This window comes from Nocardioides sp. Root140, assembly GCF_001426745.1.
Lineage (GTDB): Bacteria > Actinomycetota > Actinomycetes > Propionibacteriales > Nocardioidaceae > Nocardioides.
The window spans coordinates 130726-148568 of the sequence record NZ_LMFI01000013.1; the positions used below are offsets into that span (position 1 = coordinate 130726).

Here is a 17843-nt window from a genome sequence, read left to right on the forward strand (position 1 = left end):
ACCGACCGCTCCCTCCGGACGGTGTCGGCAGGCTGTCGCCGGGACCCGGCCGAGGAGAGGACATGGACCCGATGACAGCATCCGATCCGATGCAACTGCGCGAGCGCCTGGTCGACGTCGGCGAGATCAGGATGCGGGTCCTCGAGCAGGGCACCGGGCCGGCGGTGGTGATGTGCCACGGGTTCCCGGGCCTCGCCCACAGCTGGCGCCACCAGCTCCCGGTGATCGCGGCCACGGGTCACCGTGCGATTGCCGTCGACATGCGCGGGTACGGCGGCACGGACCGGCCCACGAATCCCGCTGCCTACTCCCGCACCCACACTGTCGCCGACCTGGTCGGCCTGCTTGACGCCCTCGCGATCGACGACGCGGTGTTCATCGGTCACGACTTCGGCGCGGGGCTGGTCTGGGACCTCCCCCAGTGGGCGTCGGGCCGAGTGCGTGGCCTCTTCCAGCTGAGTGTGCCCCGGGCCGACACGTCACCGATGCGACCGAGCGCGGCGTACGCCCGGGTCGCGACGCAGCACTTCTTCCACATGCACTACTTCCAGCAGCCCGGAAAGGCCGACGCGGAGCTGGACGCCGACCCCGCCGGGTTCCTGAGCCGGGTGTTCTGGGCGCTCAGTGGCGGCTACCGCTACGCCGACATCTTCGAGCACACCAGCGAGGGCAACGGCTATCTCGACGTGCTCCCCACGGCACCTCGTCTGCCCTGGCCCTGGCTCTCCGAGGAGGAGTTCGGCCACTACGTGCAGGAGTTCACCCGCACAGGCTTCACGGGTGGACTGAACTGGTACCGCGCCGCGGATCACGTCTGGGCCGAGAAGCAGGAGCGGCCTGACGAGCCGATCACGCTGCCCGTCCTCTTCGTCACCGGCGACCGTGACCCGGTCCGGCAGATCACGGGCGCCGGATCGATGGACGCCATGCGTGCTTCGGTCCCCGGGCTGCTGGGTGTGCACGTGATCCCCGGCGCCGGCCACTTCGTCCAGATGGAAGCACCGGCTCAGGTCAACGACCTGCTCGTCGACTTCCTGACCCGGTAGCCGGGCGACCGAGGTCCCACCCAACAGGATCACCGACAGCGACTGCACGGACGCTGGCCAGTCTTGGGGCTCACGGTCCTTGGAGGTCCCATGCCCCGCACCGCCCTGCGCTTCACGTTCGCCCTGCCCGACCCGGATCCCGTGCAGCAGTCACACGTCTTCCGCGCAGCACTGGAGATGGCGCAGTTCGCGGACACGAAGGGCGTCGACCTGATCAGTCTCGATGAGCACCACTCGAGCGGTTTCGGCTGGAGCAGCAACCCCATCCTCACCGGCGGCATGATCCTGGCCAGCACCGAGCGCATCCGCGTGGGCGTGGCCGCGGCACTCGGGCCGCTGTGGGATCCGATCCGGCTCGCTGAGGACCTCGCGGTCGTGGACCAGGTGAGCGGCGGCCGGATGAGTGTCACCCTCGGACTCGGCTACCGCCCGGTCGAGTACGCCGCGATGGGCAAGGACTACAGCCAACGCGGCAAGCTGATGGACCAGTTGTTGGAGACGTTGCTGAAGGCCTGGACCGGCGAGCCGTTCGACCACAACGGCACCACCGTCGCGATCACACCGCGACCCCTCACCCAGCCGCATCCGTTCATCATGGTCGGCGGCTCGGCGAAGGCGACCGCCCGTCGCGCCGTCCGCTTCCGGCTGCCACTGCAGATCCCCGACCACCTCCCGGACCTGTTGGCCCACTACGAGGAGCTGTGCCGTGCTGAGGGCATCGAGCCCGTGGCCAACATGGTCGCCGCGCACCGCCCCGGAATGGTGATCCTGCACGAGGATCCCGAGCGCGCCTGGTCGCAGCTGGGCAGGCACCTGATGTGGGAAGCGGTCGAGTACGGCGCCTGGGCAGCCTCCGACATGAAGTCGGTGATGCACGTGCGCGGAGTCAGGTCCATCGAGGACGTTCGCGCCTCCGGTCGCTACCGCGTGCTCACTCCGGAGGAGTTACTCGCGGAGTTGGCCGAGCAGGGTCCGGAGGCATCGGTGACGCTGCACCCCCTGGTCGGCGGGATGCCGATCGACGAGGCCTGGAAGAGCGTGCACCTGCTCACCGACGAAGTCATCCCCCGGCTGCAGGCGCAGCATCTCCCCGGCACCGACCGTGCCGAGCGTTCGGCCGCCACCTCATGAGGCGCTTCGACGACAGGTCGGTCCTGGTGACCGGGGCCTCCTCCGGCATCGGCCGGGCGACCGCGGTGCGGCTGGTCGCCGAAGGCGCCCGTGTGTTCGGCGTCGGCCGGGACGAGGCCGGCCTGCGTGAGACTCTTCGCCAGGTCGCTGAGCCCGAGCGCTTCACGCCGTTCGTCGCGGATCTCACCGACGAGGACTCGCTGGTCTCCGCGGTCGAGGCGGCACGCGCCACGATGGGCTCGATCGACGTGCTGGCCAACGTCGCCGGCATGACCGATCTGACTCCGGCCGACGCCGTCACCGCCGAACAGCTGGCCCATGTCTTCATGGTCAACACCTTCGGGCCGATGCTGCTGTGCCGAGAGGTGATCCCCCACCTGCCGGACGGAACCGGGGTGATCGTGAACGTCTGCTCCACCGCGGCGACGCAAGCCCATCCCGGCATGTCCGGGTACGCCGCCTCGAAGGCAGCGCTCCTCTCCTACTCACTGAGCCTTGCCGCCGAGCTGGGCGAGCGCCGGATCCGGGTGGTGCCGATCTCCCCCGGCGGCGTACGGACCCCGATGATGAACGGAACCGTCGGCGCCCTGGACCCGACCTGGTACTCACGTCTCGCCACGCTCTGGCATCAACCGGGTGAGCCCGAGGATCTCGCCGCCGCGATCGCGTTCGCCGCGTCGGCCGACGGCGCCTACCTCAACGGTGCCGAGATGCGGGTCGACGGCGGTGCACGCAGCGCGATGTGACGAAGCTGCCAGGACCGGTCAGCCCTTCTCGACCATGCGTCGAGTGAGGCCCAGGGATTGTGCTTCGTCGAGATGCTGGCTCACGTCCCCGACCTGGTCGACCTGGAAGGTCCGGGTGTCGAACCACCAGCGACCGTCGCGGACGTGGAAGGTGTCGTGGTAGCGCCCCGTGATGATCGCCTGGAGCGGCAACGCCGCTGTCTGTTGGAACACGGTGTAGTAGCTGCGACAGGACGCCGTGCCACGTTCCTCGTCCACCTCGATGATCGCGTTGGTCGTCACGTGCTTGGTCCGCGGTGTGCCGTCCGCGTACAGCCTGGTCCGGTACGTCCGGCGGACGGCGTCGCTCCCCTCGGCCGGTGGCCCGTCACCACGTACGACGCGGCCGTGTGCGAAGAGTGCGGCGACGCCGTCCAGGTCGCCGTTGTCGATGCGTTCGGCGTAGAGGTACAGCAGGTTTTCAATCTCGCGGGCACTGTCCATGACCTTCTCCTCCTGTGGTTTCGGCACGCGCGCGGGGGTGACGTGTTCAGTGCACCTCGACGGGCACCGGATGCCGCTCGAGGTGGAAGAGGTAACGCTGACGAAGCGTCTCGGGCGTGACACCGAAGTCTGCTCTCAGGTCATAGGTCATCGACCCGTGCTTGTCGCGTGGGTGCGCGTCGACGTACGCCGTGATCTCGGAGCGGGCCTGCTCGGTGAGCTCCAGCCCGGCGTGCGCGTAGACCTGCTCGACCGTGCCCATGGTGTCGGCCATGTACTCGTGGAAGGGCACGTCGAGGATCGCGCCCTCGGGAAGCAGGTGGCGGTCGCGCGCTGCTGACCGGAGCAGTCGCTCCACCAGGGCCGCCCAGTAGTCGAGGATCTCGTTCACGTCGAAGCGGTGGTACATCGTGCGGGCGCCGTAGGCACGCAGGGTCGCGGCCGACTGCACCACACCCACGGGGTCTCTCTGCGTCATCACCAGCGTCGCATCGGGGAACACCTTCGTGAGGGGGCCGAGGTTCTCCAGGTGCTGGGGGCACTTCAACAGCCAGCGCTCGCCGGGGCGGTACCACTGGAGGATCTTCAGCACGGTGCGAAGATATTCGTAGTGCGGTGTCTGGTCGTGGTCCAGGTAGTGCGCCTGCCACTTCGGCATCATCTGGAAGATCCACTCGGGGTTGTAGCCGGCGAAGTCATTCGCCCAGAGCTCGATGTCCTCGTGGATCGAGTCGGGGGCCATCGTGTGCCACGCCGCGAGATAGGGATTGCCCGACCGCATTCGGTCCCACGCCTCGTCACACCGGGCGAACCGCGGGTCGAGTCCGTCGCGTCCCGGTGACTCACCCCTGTCTGGCACCGGCTGGTCGGCCTCCCACAACGGCAGGGACCTGAACCTGGTGTCGGCCGCGAGCAGGTTGACGAGGTGAGTGGTGCCGGACCGCGGCAGCCCGGTGACGAACACCGGCGCGACGATCTGCTGGTCGTGGATCTCCGGGTGCCGCGCGAGCAGGGCCTCGATGCGCAGTCGGTTCGAGGCGTGCTTGACGCAGAGGCCGAACATCACCCGGCGAGCCAAGGCGGTGCGGTTGGGGTCGGTCCGGACCTCGTCGAGCCAGACCCGCATCCGCTCGCGAAAGTCGTCGGCGCCGAAGTCGTCGAGCCCGGTCGCCTGACGGGACCGGGCCAGAACCGCCTCGACGGTCAGGTCGACCGGGTGCTGCTCGGCATCAGCGAGTGCCATCCGTTGTACGTCGGTCAGCACGGGCTCGGTCAGGTCGTCGATGCGAAGCCTCATGTCACGCTGCTCGTCTTCGCCCACGAGTCGGCGAGCAGGCGGGCTCCCGGTGCGTCGTCGGGGTCTCCCTCGCGGTCGGGGAAGGCAAGGAGCTCACTGATCAGGCAGTCGTCATCGACCGTGATCACGTCGGTGGTGGTGATCGCGACCGAGCCGTCAGGTGTGTCGATGGCGACGTACGCTTGAAACGCCGCCCGGTTGCCGACCACGTTGACCGGTCCGAATCGGGTCACCGTGATCGGCGCTTCGCGGTGGCCCTCGAAGAAGGCCAGGATCTTCTCCCGGCCGACGTTGGGGGCCGAACCGACCGGCTCCTCCTGCACGGCGTCCTCGGCGAAGAACGCGATCACTGCTTCAGGGTCGCGGCGGTTGAGCGCGGCGATGTAGCCATCGCACAGGCGGCAGATCTCTTCACGGGTGGGCATGTCACTCCTTGATCGGCACGAGGACGTGTTCCTCGATGGCGCTGACGGTGATGTCGGTGAGTCGGTCCTCGTCAATGGGGGTCACCCAGCCTTGGGCGTGCAGGTCGGCGATGCCCATCAGCGAGGCCCAGACGAACGGCACGATCTCGGGCTCGGCGCGCAGGGTGCGCCCCTCGGCATCGGCGCACTCCCGCAGTGCTCGCTCCAGCGCTTCGAACTGCATGCGAGCACTGCCGAGCTGTTGCTCCCTCGCCTCCACAGTCACGTCGGGACGCTCGGCCCGCCACACCCCGACCAGGCGCCCCACCTGGAGCCACTGTCGCCGGGTCGGCTCCACCATGGCGAGGAGCAGGGACCTCAGCCCCGGGTCGCGCGGCTGGCTGTCGAGCAGCTCCACCATGGTGGCCTGCTGGTCGCGCATGAGGGCCGCGAAGACTGCGTGCTTGTCGGCGAAGTAGTAGTAGAGGAGCCCGAGGCTCATCCCCGCCCGAGACGCGAGCGCGCGGATCGACAGCGCTGAGTACCCGCCCTCGGAGACGAGCTCAACGGCCGCGTCGAGGATGAGCCGACGCTTGTCGTCGGCGGCCGATGGTTCCTTCTGACTGGTCACGACGTGGAGACTAGCGAGGACTTGAACATTGTTCAAGAATCTCTTGAACAATGTTCAAGAATTGGCTACGGTCGCCGGACCCGACCAGAAAACGAGACCCCCGATGAACGTTTCCTTCGACTTCAGCGACCGGCACGTCCTCGTCACCGGCGGCTCCAGCGGCCTCGGCCTGGCCATGGCCCACGACTTCCGATCGGCCGGCGCCAAGGTCACCGTCACTGGCCGCCGCGACTCCGCCGACGAGTACGACGCGGACCTCGACGGCATCAGCTACGTCCAGTGCGAGATGTCCGAACCCACCCAGATAGAGGCACTGGCCGCCGGGTTGGGCCAGCTCGACGTGCTGGTCAACAACGCGGGCCAGAACCTCGTGCGTCGCGACGAATGGGACCCCGACGTCTTCGAGGACGCGCTGCGGATCAATCTCTCCTCGGCCTTCAGGCTCTCGAACGCCTGCCACGACCTGTTGTCCTCCGCGGATGGCGCGGCGATCGTCAACCTGGCCTCCATGACCAGCTTCCAGGCCGTGGAGGTGGTCCCGGGGTACGGCGCCGCCAAGGCAGGCATCGTGCAGATGACCAAGTCCCTCGCCCTTGCCTGGGCGAAGGACTCGATCCGGGTCAACGCGGTGGCCCCCGGCCTCGTCGAGACCAACATGACCTCCGGCCTGGTCGGCAACGACGCTGCCGTCGCGCCCACCATCGCGCGCACGCCGATGGGCCGGGTCGGGCAGCCTGATGACATCTCTCCGGTCGTCCTCTTCCTGGCCAGCAACGCTGCCAAGTTCCTCACCGGACAGACCATCGCCGTCGACGGCGGCTACCTGATCAAGGGATGACCACCATGACCTCTCCCAGCAACCTGGCCGCCGAAGTCGACCGACTCATCGACGAGCGACCCGGCAAGGTGCTGCTCGACTTCGTGTACGACGACGAAGCCGTGCCGTTGACCGATTTCCTGTACCGATCCAGCGGGGCGTCCTACGCCTACATGCTGGTCACGGATGCCGGCCGGATCATCGTGAACACCGGCCTCGGCTACGAGTCGGTGCACCACCGTCACCTCTTCGACCAGGTGTGCCCGGGTCCCACGCCGTACGTCATCACCACGCAGGGCCACACCGACCACGTCGGCGGGGTGGCGAACTTCCGCGACGACGGCACGGTCTACGTCGCCCAGGCGCGCAACCAGTTCGCCCAGGGCCAGGACGCCCGGATCCGCGGACGGATGCGTCTGTGGAACGCGGCCTGGTTCGACCTCTCGCCGACCGCTGAGATCAAGAGGTTCGCCGCCGAGCGGCCCGATCTCTCGCTCCAGCAGGACTCGCCCGTTCCCGACCTGACCTTCGAGGACCGGATGGCCTTCACACTCGGCGGCCTGGACGTCGAGCTGTGGCACGGCACCGGCGAGACCACGGACGGCGCGATGGTCTGGCTCCCCCAGCACCGGATCGCCCTGATCAGCAACCTGCTGGGGCCGCTGTTCTGCCACTTCCCGAACCTGAACACGATCCGCGGCCACGAGTACCGCCAGGTGGAGCCCTACCTCGCCACGATCCGCCGACTCCGGGACCTGCGTCCAGAGATGCTGGTCACCGGGCGGGGCGACCCGATCGTGGGCGCCGACCTCATCGACGCCTGCCTGCAACGCATGCACGACGCCGTGTCCTACGTCCGTGACGAGACCCTTCGCGGCATCAATGACGGCGTCGACCTGCACACTCTCGTCCGCGAGGTCGCCCTCCCGCCCGAGCTGCGGGTCGGCCAGGGCTATGGCCGGGTCGCCTGGGGTGTCCGCACGATCTGGGAGACCTACCTGGGGTGGTTCCGTCACGAGCGAACGTCTGAGCTCCTCGCGATCGGGCCGAACCAGGTGCTCGCAGACCTCGTCGAGGCCGGTGGCGTCGACAGCGTGCTCCGGTTGGCCGCGACCCGCGCCGGGGAGGGCCAGCATGCCGAGGCCACCGCCCTCGCGGAGGCCGTGCTCGCGCACACCCCGGACCATCCGCAGGCGAGCCGGCAGCTGCTCGACTCGCACCGCACGCTGCTCGAGGACCCAGCCCACGAAGCGAACTTCTGGCTCTCGGGCTGGCTCGAGCACCGCATCGACCAACTCGAGAACGCCACCAGGGTCGGACAGAGGAAGGTCTGAGCATGCCCAAGTTGATCGGACTGTTCCATCGCAAGGAAGGCCTGTCCGCCGGCGAGTTCCGGGACTACTACGAGAACCACCACGCACCGTTCGCGATGTCTCACTTCGCGCACCTGTTCGCGAGCTACACCCGCAACTACGTCGACCCGCCGTACGCCGAGGGCGGTGCTCCCGCGAACCACGACGGGATCGACGTGGTGACCGAGATCGTCTTCCACGACGACGCCGCCATGCACGAGATGTTCGCGATGGCCGACCGCGACCCGTCGCTGCGCGAGGCGATCGCCACCGACGAGGCCGCCTTCATGAACCCCGCGGCCAATCGCATCCTGCTGGTCGCCGACCATCCGTCCACCCCGCGAGCTCGCCCTGTCTGATGGCAGTCCCGGGTGGCGAGACTCGGGCCCGACCGGGTGACTCCGCGCGACTAGCGTCCACAGTCCACGCGCGATCATCCGAGGAGCATCAAATGTCAGGACTCATCATCGTCGGGGTGGACGACAGTCCCACCGCACGGCAGGCGGCGCAGACCGCGGCGAATCTGGCCGCCGGCATCGGCGCACGTCTGCACGTGATCTGCGCCTACGACCGGGACCGGGTGGCCGAGGTCGTCGGCACCGGCACCGACCGCTGGATGCTCTCCACTGCGGACGAGGCCGCCGCCACCGCACGGGAGGTCGTCCGGTCCCTGGACGCCGACGGTGTCGAGGTGAGCAGCAGTGCCTCTCCCGGCAAGCCCGGAGAGGCACTGGTCGGCGAGGCCGAGCGCCACAAGGCGACGTTGATCGTGGTCGGCAACAAGCGGGTCCAGGGCATTGCCCGCGTGCTCGGCAGCATCGCGACCACGGTCGCGCAGCACGCGCCCTGCGACGTCTACATCGCCAAGACCGTCTGAACGCCCCAGCCCGCACACGGGCGAAGACAACTGTGGCCGGTCGATCCTCGGATCGACCGGCCACAGGCTTGTGAAGGACTACTTGGTCATGCTCACGTAGCGCAGGTTCACGACCCCGATCTGGGCGGCGAGATTGTCCAGCCCCTTGACCTTGTTCGAGGCGGCCAGTCCGCCGACACCCTGGAACAGCGGGGCGTACAACGCATTGTCGGTCGCATACTGAACCGCCTTGCTGATCTTGGCGCCACGCTCTTCATCAGTCAGCGTGGGGTCGTCGACGCCCTCCATCAGGGCGACCAGCTCCGGCGAGGCACCAGCCGGGCTCCACACCGGGTTCACGAACAGTCGGTCCAGCCAGGCCGAGTTGTCGACCGACGCGAGCGACATGTACATGAATTGCCCCGAATAGCCGCCCTCGGCGTAGCCGGTGATCTGGGAAAGGACGTCCATCGGGCGCAGCTCGAACTTGATCCCGACCTCGGCCAGGTTCGCCTGGACCACTTCGCTGATCTTGTCGATGTTGGAGGTGTTGTTGGTCAGGAACTCCCCCGGAATGGTGAACCCGTCCGGGTAGCCGGCCTCGGCCAGCAGGTCCTTCGCGGCCTTCGGGTCGTAGGCGTACTGCTCCTCGAGCGAGTCCTCGAAACCACCCAGGCCCTTGGGCCACGGCTGCACGCGCACCTCGTTCACCGGGGCGAACGCCTCCACGATGCCCTTGCGGTCGATCGCCAGGTTGATCGCCTGGCGCACCTTCACGTCATCGAGCGGCTTGACCTTCGGGTTGAAGTACATGCCCACCATGCCCAGCGAGGTGTTCAGGTCGACGGTCTGGAACTGTCCCTCGGGGAACAGGGCCGGATCACCGGTCCACGTGGTGAGGTCGATCTGGCCGCTCTTCAGCGCGTTGTGCTTCGCGTCGTCACTGGCGATCTTCTTGATCACGACCTTGGCGACGTTGCCGGTCTTCGGATCCCACGTCGCACCCTCGTCGGTACGACGCACATAGACGGCCTCCTCGCCCGGCTTGAACGACTCGATCGTGTAGGCCCCGGTGCCGACCGGCTTGCTCTTCAGGTCGCCCGACGTCAGCGCCTTCGGCGAGATCATGATCCCGCCCAGGTTGCTGGCCAGCGCCGAGAGGATCAACGTGGTCGGATGGTTCAGCTTCACGTCCACGGTGAGGTCACCGGTGGGCTCGACGCTCACCACGGAGCTGAGTGCGGCCTGCACGGCCGACTTGTCGGCGGCCAGGTAGCGGTCGAGGTTCGCCTTCACCGCCGCAGCGTCGAACGGCGTGCCGTCACTGAAGGTGACCCCGTCACGCAGGGTGAGCGACAGCGTCTTGCCGTCGGCGGAGAACTTCCACTCGGTGGCCAGCATCGGCTGGTAGGTGGAGTCCGCACCGATCGTGATCAACGTGTCGTAGACCGGCCAGATGGCGAAGGTCAGCTGCGCGGCCTCCGGAGCATCCACCGGGTCGAGCGACGCCGTCATGCCGTACATGATCCGTAGCGTGGCGTCCGGATCGTTCTCACCGCCGCCGGCCGCGTTCGTGCCGCCGCCACAGCCGGCGAGCAACATCGCCCCCGCCGCGACTGCCACCACCGCCGCCTTGATCTTCCGCGTACCCAGAGTGACTCTCATCACTGACCTCTCTGCCGTTTCCCGCCACCGGATGTGGTAGTTGGAAAGTAGGGCGCCCGGGAAGTGCCCCACGACACATCCCGGTGACCGGGAACACATGCACACACCAAGGGCCGGTCGATCCGAGGATCGACCGGCCCGTGGTGTGGTGCGTGAGCTACTTGGTCATGCCCAGGTAGCGCAGGTTGGCCACGCCGCTCTGCGACGGAAGCACGTCGAGACCGGTGACCTTGTTCGATGCCGCCAGCCCGCCGACGCCCTGGAAGATCGGGGCGTAGAGCGCGTTGTCGGTTGCGTACTGCACGGCCTTGCTGACCTTGGCCGCACGCTCGTCGTCACTGAGGGTCGGGTCCTCGGCGCCGGCCATCAGGGCGGTCATCTCGGGAGACGGGCCGGCCGGAGACCAGACGGGGTTGGCGAAGAGGCGCTGCAGCCAGGCGGAGCTGTCGATCGACGGCAGCGACATGTACATGAACTGACCCGAGTAGTTGCCCTCGGCGTAGCCGGTGATCTGGGACAGGATGTCCATCGGGCGCAGCTCGAACTTGATCCCGATGTCGGACAGGTTCGCCTGCACCACCTCGCTGATCTTGTCGATGCTGGAGGCGTTGTTGGTCAGGAACTCACCGGGAATGGTGAACCCGTCGGGGTAGCCGGCCTCGGCCAGCAGGTCCTTCGCGGCCTTCGGGTCGAAGGTGTACTGCTCCTCACGAGAGTTCTCGAAGCCGCCCAGGCCCTTGGGCCACGGCTGCACGCGCACCTCGTTCTCCGGGCCGAAGGCCTCGGTGATGCCCTTGCGGTCGATCGCCATGTTGATCGCCTGGCGCACCTTCACGTCGTCGAGCGGCTTGACCTTCGGGTTGAAGTACATCCCGACCAGGTTGAGCGCGGTGTCGAGGGCGACGGTCTGCACCTGACCCTTGGTGAAGACGGTCGGGTCACCGGTCCAGGTGGTCACGTCGATCTGGCCGCTCTTGAGCGCGTTGTACTTCGCGTCGTCGCTGGCGATCTTCTTGATCACGACCTTGGCGACGTTGCCGGTCTTGGGGTCCCACTTCGCGCCGGCGTCGGTACGGCGGACGTAGACCGCCTCCTCGCCGGGCTTGAACGACTCGATCGTGTAGGCGCCGGTGCCGACCGGCTTGCTCTTCAGGTCGCCCGACGTCAGCGCCTTCGGCGAGATCATGATGCCGCCCAGGTTGCTGGCCAGGGCGGACAGGATCGCCGTGGTCGGCTGCTTGAGCTTCACGTCCACCGTGAGCTTGCCGGTGGTCTCGACGCTCGCCACGGAGCCGAGGGCGATCTGCACCGCCGACTTGTCGGCGGCCAGGTAGCGGTCGAGGTTCGCCTTCACCGCCGCGGCGTCGAAGGGCGTGCCGTCACTGAAGGTGACCCCGTCGCGCAACGTGAGGGACAGCGCCTTGCCGTCGGCGGAGAACTTCCATTCCGTGGCCAGCATCGGCTGGTAGGTGGAGTCGTCACCGATCGTGATCAACGTGTCGTAGACCGGCCAGGTCGAGAAGGTCAGCTGCGCCGGTTCGGGAGCATCGACCGGGTCGAGGGACGCCGCCATGCCGTACATGATGCGGAGTGTCGCGTCGGGGTCGTTCTCCCCACTGCCAGCAGCGTTCGTGCCCCCGCCGCAGCCGGCGAGCAGCATCGCCCCCGCCGCGACCGCCACCACCGCCGCCTTGATCCTGTGTGTAGCCAAAGTGACTCTCATCACTGTCCTCTCTCGCATTCCCCGGCCACTGAATGTGGGTAGGAGGAACCTAGGCCGCCACCAGGGGCCACAACGCCGCGTCCCGGTGACCGGGAGCGACCGAGGTCATCGACCGGCGGCGTCGCGCGTGAGGAACGCGAGGACGGCGCTCTCCCACGCCACCTTCTGCTCGATCATCACCCAGTGCCCACAGTTGGGGAACACGTGCAGCTCCACGTGCGGGATGGTGCGCATCGGCAGGAGCGCCATGTCCATGGGGCTCACCCGGTCGTCACGCCCCCAGGTGATCAGGGTCTCCGCCTTGATCTTGTGCAGCTTCGCCCAGTACGGCGCCTCGTCGGACGCGGCGGCGGCCTTGAAGTTGGCCGTCATCGCGGCCGTGGAATACATCTTGCGGGCACTCGCCAGGGTGGCCGGGTCGGTGGCCTGCTCCCACCGCTCCTCGATGAGCTCCTCGGTGACCATGGCCGGGTCGTAGACCATCGAGTGCAACCACTTCACGAGGCGTTCGCGGGTGGGCTCGTCGGTGAACTCCATCAGCAGCTTGATGCCCTCTCCGGGGCCGGGGCTGAAGATGTTGCGCCCCATGCCGCCGATGGTGACCAGTCGGCGGACCCGGTCGGGTTGGGCCAGGGCGAACTGCGTGCCGACGATTCCGCCCATCGAGTTGCCGATGACGTCGACCTGGTCGAGGCCGAGCCCGTCGAGGAACGCCCCCACGGCAGGTACGGCGGCCGCCATCGGGTGGACGTCGGCACCGTCGCTGACCCCGAAGCCGGGGAACTCCAGCACCAGGCAGCGGAAGTGCTCGGCGAACCGGGCGAGGTTGCCGCGGTAGTTGCGCCAGCCGGTCACACCGGGCCCGGAACCGTGCAGCATCAGCAGCGGCGGCCCCTCTCCGGCCTCGTGGTAGCGCAGCACGCCCTGGTCCGTGGACAGTTCGCGCAGGGTCGATTCGTGAGTCAGCTCGGTCATGTCGCGAACCTAGCGACGAGGCGAACCTGACCGGCGCAGGGTCCCGACCACCGGAACCACTCAACGGGACAGATCGGGTCCGTGGCGCCCCGTTCGCATAGAACCGGAGCATCCGACCGGACCCACCTGAGGAGCACACCCATGACGGCAGTCCAGCGATCTGGAGCCGAGCTGCACTCTGCGAAGGACGAGCTTGCGGAGGCCCTGTTCGGTCTGCAGAAGGCCATCGACACCCGCGACTGGGACACCGTGCGGGCCACGTTCGCCGACGACGGGTCAGGCTACGGCGCGACCGGTCTGGAGGACACGATCGCCAAGATGCGCGCCCACCTCGACGGCGTCGGCCCGACCCAGCACCTGATCGGCAACCTGCGCGTCGAATTCACCGAGGGCGGAGCACGCACCCTCGCGTATGCCCGGGTGCACCACGTCGGCGCCGGCCCGATGGCCGGCTCCTTCTTCGAGTGCATGGGCGAGTACGACGACCGTTGGGTGCACACGTCTGACGGCTGGCGGCTCGCGTTGCGGACGTTCGACATGCAGATCACCCTCGGTGACTTCGCCGTCCTGCGCGGCAGCGATGACTGACCTCCGCGAGACGTTCGGCGGGCAGACCGCCGTGATCACTGGAGCCGGTGGCGGCATCGGCGCCGCACTCGCCCACCTCACCGCCGACCTCGGCATGAAGGTGGTCATCGCCGACCTGGACGCCGTGCGCCTCGACGAGGTGCGACGCGACCTGGCAACAGCCGGAGCCGACGTGCTGGCCGTGCCCACCGACGTGCGCGATGCCGCGGCGGTGGATGCCCTGGCCGAGGCCGCGTTCGACGCCTACGGCTCGGTGGAGCTGCTGGTCAACAACGCCGGCATCGAGTCCGTCGGCCGCATCTGGGAGACCTCCCCCGAGACCTGGCAGCGCATGCAGCGCGTCAACGCCGACGGCGTCTTCCACGGCATCCGTTCCTTCGTGCCGTGGATGGGCGCCAACCTGCGGTCGACGTACGTCGCGAACGTGGCGTCGGTCGCCGCCGTGAGCAGCAGCCCGATGAACGCGGCCTACCACGCCTCCAAGCACGCCGTGCTGGCGATGACCGAGTGCTTGTACCTGGAGGCCGCCGAGCAGTTTCCCCGGATGAGTGTCTCTGTGGCCTGCCCGGCCGCGGTGCGCACCCGCATCTTCGAGGACGCGTTGACCGACGCCGTGGACACCGCCGCGACCGACGAGATGCTCGAGACGATGCGTGGCCACCTGCGCGACGACGGCATCACCGCGGAGGTCGCCGCAGGCAGAATCCTGCAGGGCGTGGCCGACCGGCAGTTCTGGGTGCCGACCCACCCCGAGCGGTTCGCGGAGATCACCGCTCGGCGTGCGGCCATGCTCACCGACCGCACGCCGCCGCGCGCCAACGTGGCCAAGGAGATCCAGCAGCGGGCAGGCGCTCTCACGCAGGAGCATCACCGTCGATGACCACACGGTGCATGCGGCGCCGGCCCGCGTAGTCGGCCACGGCGTAGTGCTGGGTGCAGCGGTTGTCCCAGAGCACGACCGAACCGGGAGTCCAGTGGAAGCGCACCTGGAAGTCGGGCGAGCGCACGTGGTCGGTCAGCATCGTCAACAGGGACTCGTTCTCCCGGTCGGTGACCCCGTCGAGCCGGGTCGTGAACGTCTTGTTCACGAAGAGCGCCTTGCGACCGGTCACCGGGTGCGTGCGCACGACCGGGTGGTGCACCGGGCGGTAGTCGGCATTGACGGTCTTGCGGGCGTGGCTGACCGAGTTGGACGAGTCGTGCACTGCGGTCATCCCCTCGATCAGGCGCTGCACGTGGGACGAGAGTGCGTCGTACGCCGCGTACATCGAGGCCCAGAGCGTGTCGCCGCCGACGTCCGGCAGGATCACCGCCCGCAGCATCGACCCGAGCGGCGGCTTCTCCAGGAAGGTCGCGTCCGAGTGCCAGATGTCGGCGTTGGCGGTCTTCGGCTTGGCGCCGTCGATGTCGATCGCGTGCACCTCGGGCACGTCCTCGGAGACCGGCGGCAGGAACGCGAAGTGCTGCAGCGGTCCGAAGTTCCGGGCGAAGTCGCGGTGCGAGACGTCGTCGAGCTGCTGGTCGCGGAAGAACAGCACCTGGTGCTCGTGGAACAGGTCGACGAGCTCCTTGGCGACGGCGGGCTCGACCCCGGCAGCGAGGTCGACGCCGGAGATCTCGGCGCCGATCGAGTGCGTCAGGCGGTTTACGGTCAGGGACGGGTGGCTCACGATTTCCTCCTGGGTGGCGTGTAAGACGTAGTGTCTTAATTGCAACCTAGGCGTGACCGATGCGGCCGTGCTCGGCCGTCCCACTGAGAAGGAGCACCCGCCGGTGACCACCGACGCACGTACGACGATCCTGCTCGCGGCCGAACGACTCTTCGCCGAACGCGGTGTCGAGTTCGTGTCGCTGCGCCAGATCGGCGAGCGCGCCGGGCAGCGCAACAACTCCGCCGTGCAATACCACTTCGGCACGAAGGAGGGGCTGATCAGGGCGCTCTACGACCTGCGCCTGGTGCCGCTCCAGGAGGAGCGCGGCCGCCTGCTCGCCGCCCACGAGCGCCCGTCGTTGCCCGACCTCGCCGACGCCTATGTCACGCCACTGGCCGACCTCGTGATCGGCTCACGTGGCGGCAGCGCCTACGCGCGGTTCATCGACCGCTACCTCGGTCGCGGACGCGACTTCGAGCCGTTCGACGACCGTCACAGCCACAGCTCCCAGGAGGTGCGACGCCTCATGGCGGCGCACCTCGCCGGGGTGCCGGACGACGTACGCGAGGAGCGGCTCCGCCTCGTCCAGGTGATGGTGACCCGCTCGCTCGCCGACCTCGAGCAACGACTCGAGGACGGCAACGCCGACGCGACGGAAGCGCACCTCACGGTCGAGGTGCTGCTCCGCGCCGTCGTCGACGTGCTGTCGGCGTCTCGAGAGACGCCTACTTGCTGATCCAGGCGTAGCGGAAGTCCTGGCCCCCGAGGGGCGCGAGGAACGCCTTGCCGTCCTCGACACCGTGCACCTTGTTGGTCATCACCCACCCGGGAACGCCCTGCCACATCGGGGCGTAGAGCGCCTGGTCGGTCGCCCACTTGACCACGGCACCGGCGCGTTCTGCGCGCTCCTCCTGCGTGGCGGTCGAGTCGTCGACGGCGCCGATCTGCTTGCCCACCTCGGCCGGCACGCCGCCGGGGAACACCAGCGGGTTCTCCAGGAACTGGGTCAGCGCCACGCCCGGCTCGAGGCTCGGGTAGGACATGAACATGAACGCGCCCGATCGATCGCTGTCGCCGTACGTCCCGCTCGAGAGCTGACGGATGTCGTAGAGCTCGAGCTCGACCTTGATGCCCACGCTGGCCAGGTCTGCCTGCACGACCTGTGCGGCGTCGGGGAACGGCTCGTAGTTGGCGACGTAGAAGGTGCCGGCGTCGACACCGTCCTCGTAGCCGGCCTCCTTCAGCAGCTCCCGCGCCCGGTCCGGGTCGTAGGGGTAGGTCGCCTCGAGCGACTCGTCGAAACCATTGACCACCGAGGCCATCGGCTGGACGCGCGCGGTGGTGGTCGGCACCAGGGCATCGACCAGGGGCTTGCGGTTGATGGCGTAGTTGACCGCCTGCCGGACCCGGACGTCGTCGAACGGCTTGACCGTCTGGTTCAGGTGGAGCGCGGCTGTGGTGGAGGCGTTCTTGAGCGGGCGGATCTTCAACGTGCCCTGGTCAATCCCGGACTTCAGCTCACTCACGTCACCGCCCGACAGGACGACGTCGACCTGACCGCTGCGGATGGCGGCGAAGGCCGTCGACGTCGTGCGCACTGCGATCTCGACCTTGGCGACCTTGCCGGTCTCCTTGTCCCAGATGCCGTCCTTGTCGCTGCGCAGCTTGTAGGTGACCCGCTCCGCCGGGCGGAAGCTGTCGATCACCCACGCACCACTGCCGACCGGATTGGTGCCGAGGTCCGGGTTGTCGAGCGCCTTCTCGCTGATCATGATGCCCGGCGCGGCTGCGGCCAGGGAGCCCAGCACGGCCCGGCTCGGCGAGGCGAGGTGCAGGTCGACGGCATGCTCGTCCACGACCTCGACGTCCTTGATGATCGCGGTGGCGCCCTTGCTGACGTCTTCGCCCCGGTAGCGAGCGATGTTGGCCTTGACCGTGTCGGCGGTGAACGGAGTTCCGTCGGAGAAGGTCACCCCGTCGCGCAGGTCCAGCCGAAGCGTCAGCCCGTCCTTCGAGAACGTCCACTTGGTGGCCAGCATCGGGAGGTACTCGCCGCCCTCGGAGATCTGGAGGAGCCGGTCATAGACGGGCCAGGTGTTGGAGAGCACGGCGGTCGAACCCGGCGTCGTCGCCGGGTCGAGGGTCTGCACGCCGGTGTAGGTCAGCCGCAGGGTCGCCGAGCGGTCGATCTCCCCGTCTCCCGACGTGTTCGCGCTCGAGCCGCAGGAGGTGAGCAGCAGGGCGAGCAGCCCGAGGGCCACGCTCACGACGAGCCCCGGTCGGCGCCGCAGCGAGAGGGTCTTCTGGTCCGGCATTCTTTCGACTCCTTCATGAGGGATCGCTCGGCCATTCCGGCCGTACGGCGAACGTAGCGATTGCTTGGTTGTCAATATCCTTGGCGCCGAATCCCCTGTCAACAGGCGGGAAAGACATCGGTTGCAAACGCTTGCCAAAGTTCTAGCCATGCGGCTAATCTC

19 protein-coding genes are annotated in these 17843 nt (G+C 68.0%); 10 read left to right on the forward strand and 9 right to left on the reverse strand.

What is annotated here, in order from left to right:
- Positions 1 to 62 precede the first annotated feature (62 nt).
- From ASD30_RS21955 to ASD30_RS21965, 3 genes are all read left to right on the forward strand, one after another.
- Positions 63 to 1046 (forward strand): alpha/beta fold hydrolase, encoded by a 984-nt coding sequence (locus tag ASD30_RS21955; protein WP_200949817.1) that lies wholly within the window; start codon positions 63 to 65, stop codon positions 1044 to 1046.
- A gap of 90 nt (positions 1047 to 1136) precedes the next feature.
- On the forward strand, positions 1137 to 2177 hold the full coding sequence (locus ASD30_RS21960; RefSeq protein WP_056687206.1) for an LLM class flavin-dependent oxidoreductase: 1041 nt from the start codon (positions 1137 to 1139) through the stop codon (positions 2175 to 2177).
- Positions 2174 to 2923 (forward strand): SDR family NAD(P)-dependent oxidoreductase, encoded by a 750-nt coding sequence (locus ASD30_RS21965; RefSeq protein ID WP_056687209.1) that lies wholly within the window; start codon positions 2174 to 2176, stop codon positions 2921 to 2923. The genes ASD30_RS21960 and ASD30_RS21965 overlap by 4 nt, the downstream gene beginning before the upstream one ends.
- Positions 2924 to 2941: 18 nt before the next feature.
- Here ASD30_RS21965 and ASD30_RS21970 read toward each other — a convergent pair whose 3' ends face one another.
- Genes ASD30_RS21970 through ASD30_RS21985 form a run of 4 tightly spaced genes read right to left on the reverse strand, consistent with a single transcriptional unit; the run spans position 2942 to position 5738 of the window.
- Positions 2942 to 3406: a nuclear transport factor 2 family protein gene (locus ASD30_RS21970; RefSeq protein ID WP_056687212.1), complete on the reverse strand. Its 465-nt coding sequence runs from the start codon at positions 3404 to 3406 to the stop codon at positions 2942 to 2944.
- Between the two features lie 46 nt (positions 3407 to 3452).
- Entirely contained in the window at positions 3453 to 4703 is a 1251-nt protein-coding gene (locus tag ASD30_RS21975) for a sulfotransferase family protein (protein WP_082564099.1), read from the reverse strand.
- The gene (locus tag ASD30_RS21980; protein ID WP_056687218.1) at positions 4700 to 5128 is read right to left on the reverse strand and encodes an SgcJ/EcaC family oxidoreductase; all 429 of its coding nucleotides are present in this window, start codon (positions 5126 to 5128) and stop codon (positions 4700 to 4702) included. The genes ASD30_RS21975 and ASD30_RS21980 overlap by 4 nt, the downstream gene beginning before the upstream one ends.
- Before the next feature lies 1 nt (position 5129).
- Positions 5130 to 5738 carry a TetR/AcrR family transcriptional regulator gene (locus ASD30_RS21985; protein WP_056687221.1) on the reverse strand — a complete coding sequence of 203 codons (609 nt, stop codon included), beginning with the start codon at positions 5736 to 5738 and terminating at the stop codon, positions 5130 to 5132.
- 103 nt (positions 5739 to 5841) lie between these two features.
- Between ASD30_RS21985 and ASD30_RS21990 the strand changes: the two genes are divergently transcribed.
- The 4 genes from ASD30_RS21990 (at position 5842) to ASD30_RS22005 (ending at position 8784) form a co-directional block, all read left to right on the forward strand.
- Positions 5842 to 6576 (forward strand): SDR family NAD(P)-dependent oxidoreductase, encoded by a 735-nt coding sequence (locus tag ASD30_RS21990; RefSeq protein WP_056687225.1) that lies wholly within the window; start codon positions 5842 to 5844, stop codon positions 6574 to 6576.
- Positions 6577 to 6581: 5 nt separating this feature from the next.
- Positions 6582 to 7889 (forward strand): alkyl sulfatase dimerization domain-containing protein, encoded by a 1308-nt coding sequence (locus ASD30_RS21995; RefSeq protein ID WP_162251034.1) that lies wholly within the window; start codon positions 6582 to 6584, stop codon positions 7887 to 7889.
- A gap of 2 nt (positions 7890 to 7891) precedes the next feature.
- Entirely contained in the window at positions 7892 to 8266 is a 375-nt protein-coding gene (locus tag ASD30_RS22000) for an EthD domain-containing protein (protein WP_056687230.1), read from the forward strand.
- A gap of 92 nt (positions 8267 to 8358) precedes the next feature.
- A complete protein-coding gene (locus tag ASD30_RS22005; protein WP_056687232.1) occupies positions 8359 to 8784 on the forward strand; it encodes a universal stress protein in 426 nt (141 codons plus the stop codon).
- Between the two features lie 78 nt (positions 8785 to 8862).
- Here the strand turns inward: ASD30_RS22005 and ASD30_RS22010 are convergent, their stop codons facing one another.
- From ASD30_RS22010 to ASD30_RS22020, 3 genes are all read right to left on the reverse strand, one after another.
- Complete coding sequence (locus tag ASD30_RS22010; RefSeq protein ID WP_056687235.1) at positions 8863 to 10428, reverse strand: ABC transporter substrate-binding protein; 1566 nt, start codon at positions 10426 to 10428, stop codon at positions 8863 to 8865.
- Between the two features lie 157 nt (positions 10429 to 10585).
- A complete protein-coding gene (locus tag ASD30_RS22015) occupies positions 10586 to 12139 on the reverse strand; it encodes an ABC transporter substrate-binding protein (RefSeq protein ID WP_162251036.1) in 1554 nt (517 codons plus the stop codon).
- A gap of 117 nt (positions 12140 to 12256) precedes the next feature.
- Positions 12257 to 13126, reverse strand: a complete 870-nt coding sequence (locus ASD30_RS22020) for an alpha/beta fold hydrolase (protein ID WP_056687243.1) — start codon at positions 13124 to 13126, stop codon at positions 12257 to 12259.
- 141 nt (positions 13127 to 13267) lie between these two features.
- Here ASD30_RS22020 and ASD30_RS22025 point away from each other — a divergent pair, with 141 nt between their 5' ends.
- Together ASD30_RS22025 and ASD30_RS22030 are read left to right on the forward strand one after the other, a co-directional pair.
- Complete coding sequence (locus ASD30_RS22025) at positions 13268 to 13714, forward strand: nuclear transport factor 2 family protein (RefSeq protein WP_056687246.1); 447 nt, start codon at positions 13268 to 13270, stop codon at positions 13712 to 13714.
- Positions 13707 to 14594 (forward strand): SDR family NAD(P)-dependent oxidoreductase, encoded by an 888-nt coding sequence (locus ASD30_RS22030; protein ID WP_082564084.1) that lies wholly within the window; start codon positions 13707 to 13709, stop codon positions 14592 to 14594. Before ASD30_RS22025 ends, ASD30_RS22030 begins: the two co-directional genes overlap by 8 nt.
- Here ASD30_RS22030 and ASD30_RS22035 read toward each other — a convergent pair.
- The gene (locus tag ASD30_RS22035; RefSeq protein ID WP_200951217.1) at positions 14569 to 15384 is read right to left on the reverse strand and encodes a TauD/TfdA dioxygenase family protein; all 816 of its coding nucleotides are present in this window, start codon (positions 15382 to 15384) and stop codon (positions 14569 to 14571) included. The genes ASD30_RS22030 and ASD30_RS22035 overlap by 26 nt on opposite strands.
- Before the next feature lie 103 nt (positions 15385 to 15487).
- Between ASD30_RS22035 and ASD30_RS22040 the strand changes: the two genes are divergently transcribed.
- On the forward strand, positions 15488 to 16102 hold the full coding sequence (locus ASD30_RS22040; protein WP_156393753.1) for a TetR/AcrR family transcriptional regulator: 615 nt from the start codon (positions 15488 to 15490) through the stop codon (positions 16100 to 16102).
- Here the strand turns inward: ASD30_RS22040 and ASD30_RS22045 are convergent.
- The gene (locus tag ASD30_RS22045) at positions 16092 to 17681 is read right to left on the reverse strand and encodes an ABC transporter substrate-binding protein (protein WP_056687251.1); all 1590 of its coding nucleotides are present in this window, start codon (positions 17679 to 17681) and stop codon (positions 16092 to 16094) included. The genes ASD30_RS22040 and ASD30_RS22045 overlap by 11 nt on opposite strands.
- Positions 17682 to 17843 lie beyond the last annotated feature (162 nt).

Coding starts and splice junctions, on each gene's coding strand:
- ASD30_RS21955 (WP_200949817.1), top strand. CDS start 63: ATGGACCCGATGACAGCATCCGATCCGATGCAACTGCGCGAGCGCCTG.
- ASD30_RS21960 (WP_056687206.1), top strand. CDS start 1,137: ATGCCCCGCACCGCCCTGCGCTTCACGTTCGCCCTGCCCGACCCGGAT.
- ASD30_RS21965 (WP_056687209.1), top strand. CDS start 2,174: ATGAGGCGCTTCGACGACAGGTCGGTCCTGGTGACCGGGGCCTCCTCC.
- ASD30_RS21970 (WP_056687212.1), bottom strand. CDS start 3,406: ATGGACAGTGCCCGCGAGATTGAAAACCTGCTGTACCTCTACGCCGAA.
- ASD30_RS21975 (WP_082564099.1), bottom strand. CDS start 4,703: ATGAGGCTTCGCATCGACGACCTGACCGAGCCCGTGCTGACCGACGTA.
- ASD30_RS21980 (WP_056687218.1), bottom strand. CDS start 5,128: ATGCCCACCCGTGAAGAGATCTGCCGCCTGTGCGATGGCTACATCGCC.
- ASD30_RS21990 (WP_056687225.1), top strand. CDS start 5,842: ATGAACGTTTCCTTCGACTTCAGCGACCGGCACGTCCTCGTCACCGGC.
- ASD30_RS21995 (WP_162251034.1), top strand. CDS start 6,582: ATGACCTCTCCCAGCAACCTGGCCGCCGAAGTCGACCGACTCATCGAC.
- ASD30_RS22000 (WP_056687230.1), top strand. CDS start 7,892: ATGCCCAAGTTGATCGGACTGTTCCATCGCAAGGAAGGCCTGTCCGCC.
- ASD30_RS22005 (WP_056687232.1), top strand. CDS start 8,359: ATGTCAGGACTCATCATCGTCGGGGTGGACGACAGTCCCACCGCACGG.
- ASD30_RS22010 (WP_056687235.1), bottom strand. CDS start 10,428: ATGAGAGTCACTCTGGGTACGCGGAAGATCAAGGCGGCGGTGGTGGCA.
- ASD30_RS22020 (WP_056687243.1), bottom strand. CDS start 13,126: ATGACCGAGCTGACTCACGAATCGACCCTGCGCGAACTGTCCACGGAC.
- ASD30_RS22025 (WP_056687246.1), top strand. CDS start 13,268: ATGACGGCAGTCCAGCGATCTGGAGCCGAGCTGCACTCTGCGAAGGAC.
- ASD30_RS22030 (WP_082564084.1), top strand. CDS start 13,707: ATGACTGACCTCCGCGAGACGTTCGGCGGGCAGACCGCCGTGATCACT.
- ASD30_RS22045 (WP_056687251.1), bottom strand. CDS start 17,681: ATGCCGGACCAGAAGACCCTCTCGCTGCGGCGCCGACCGGGGCTCGTC.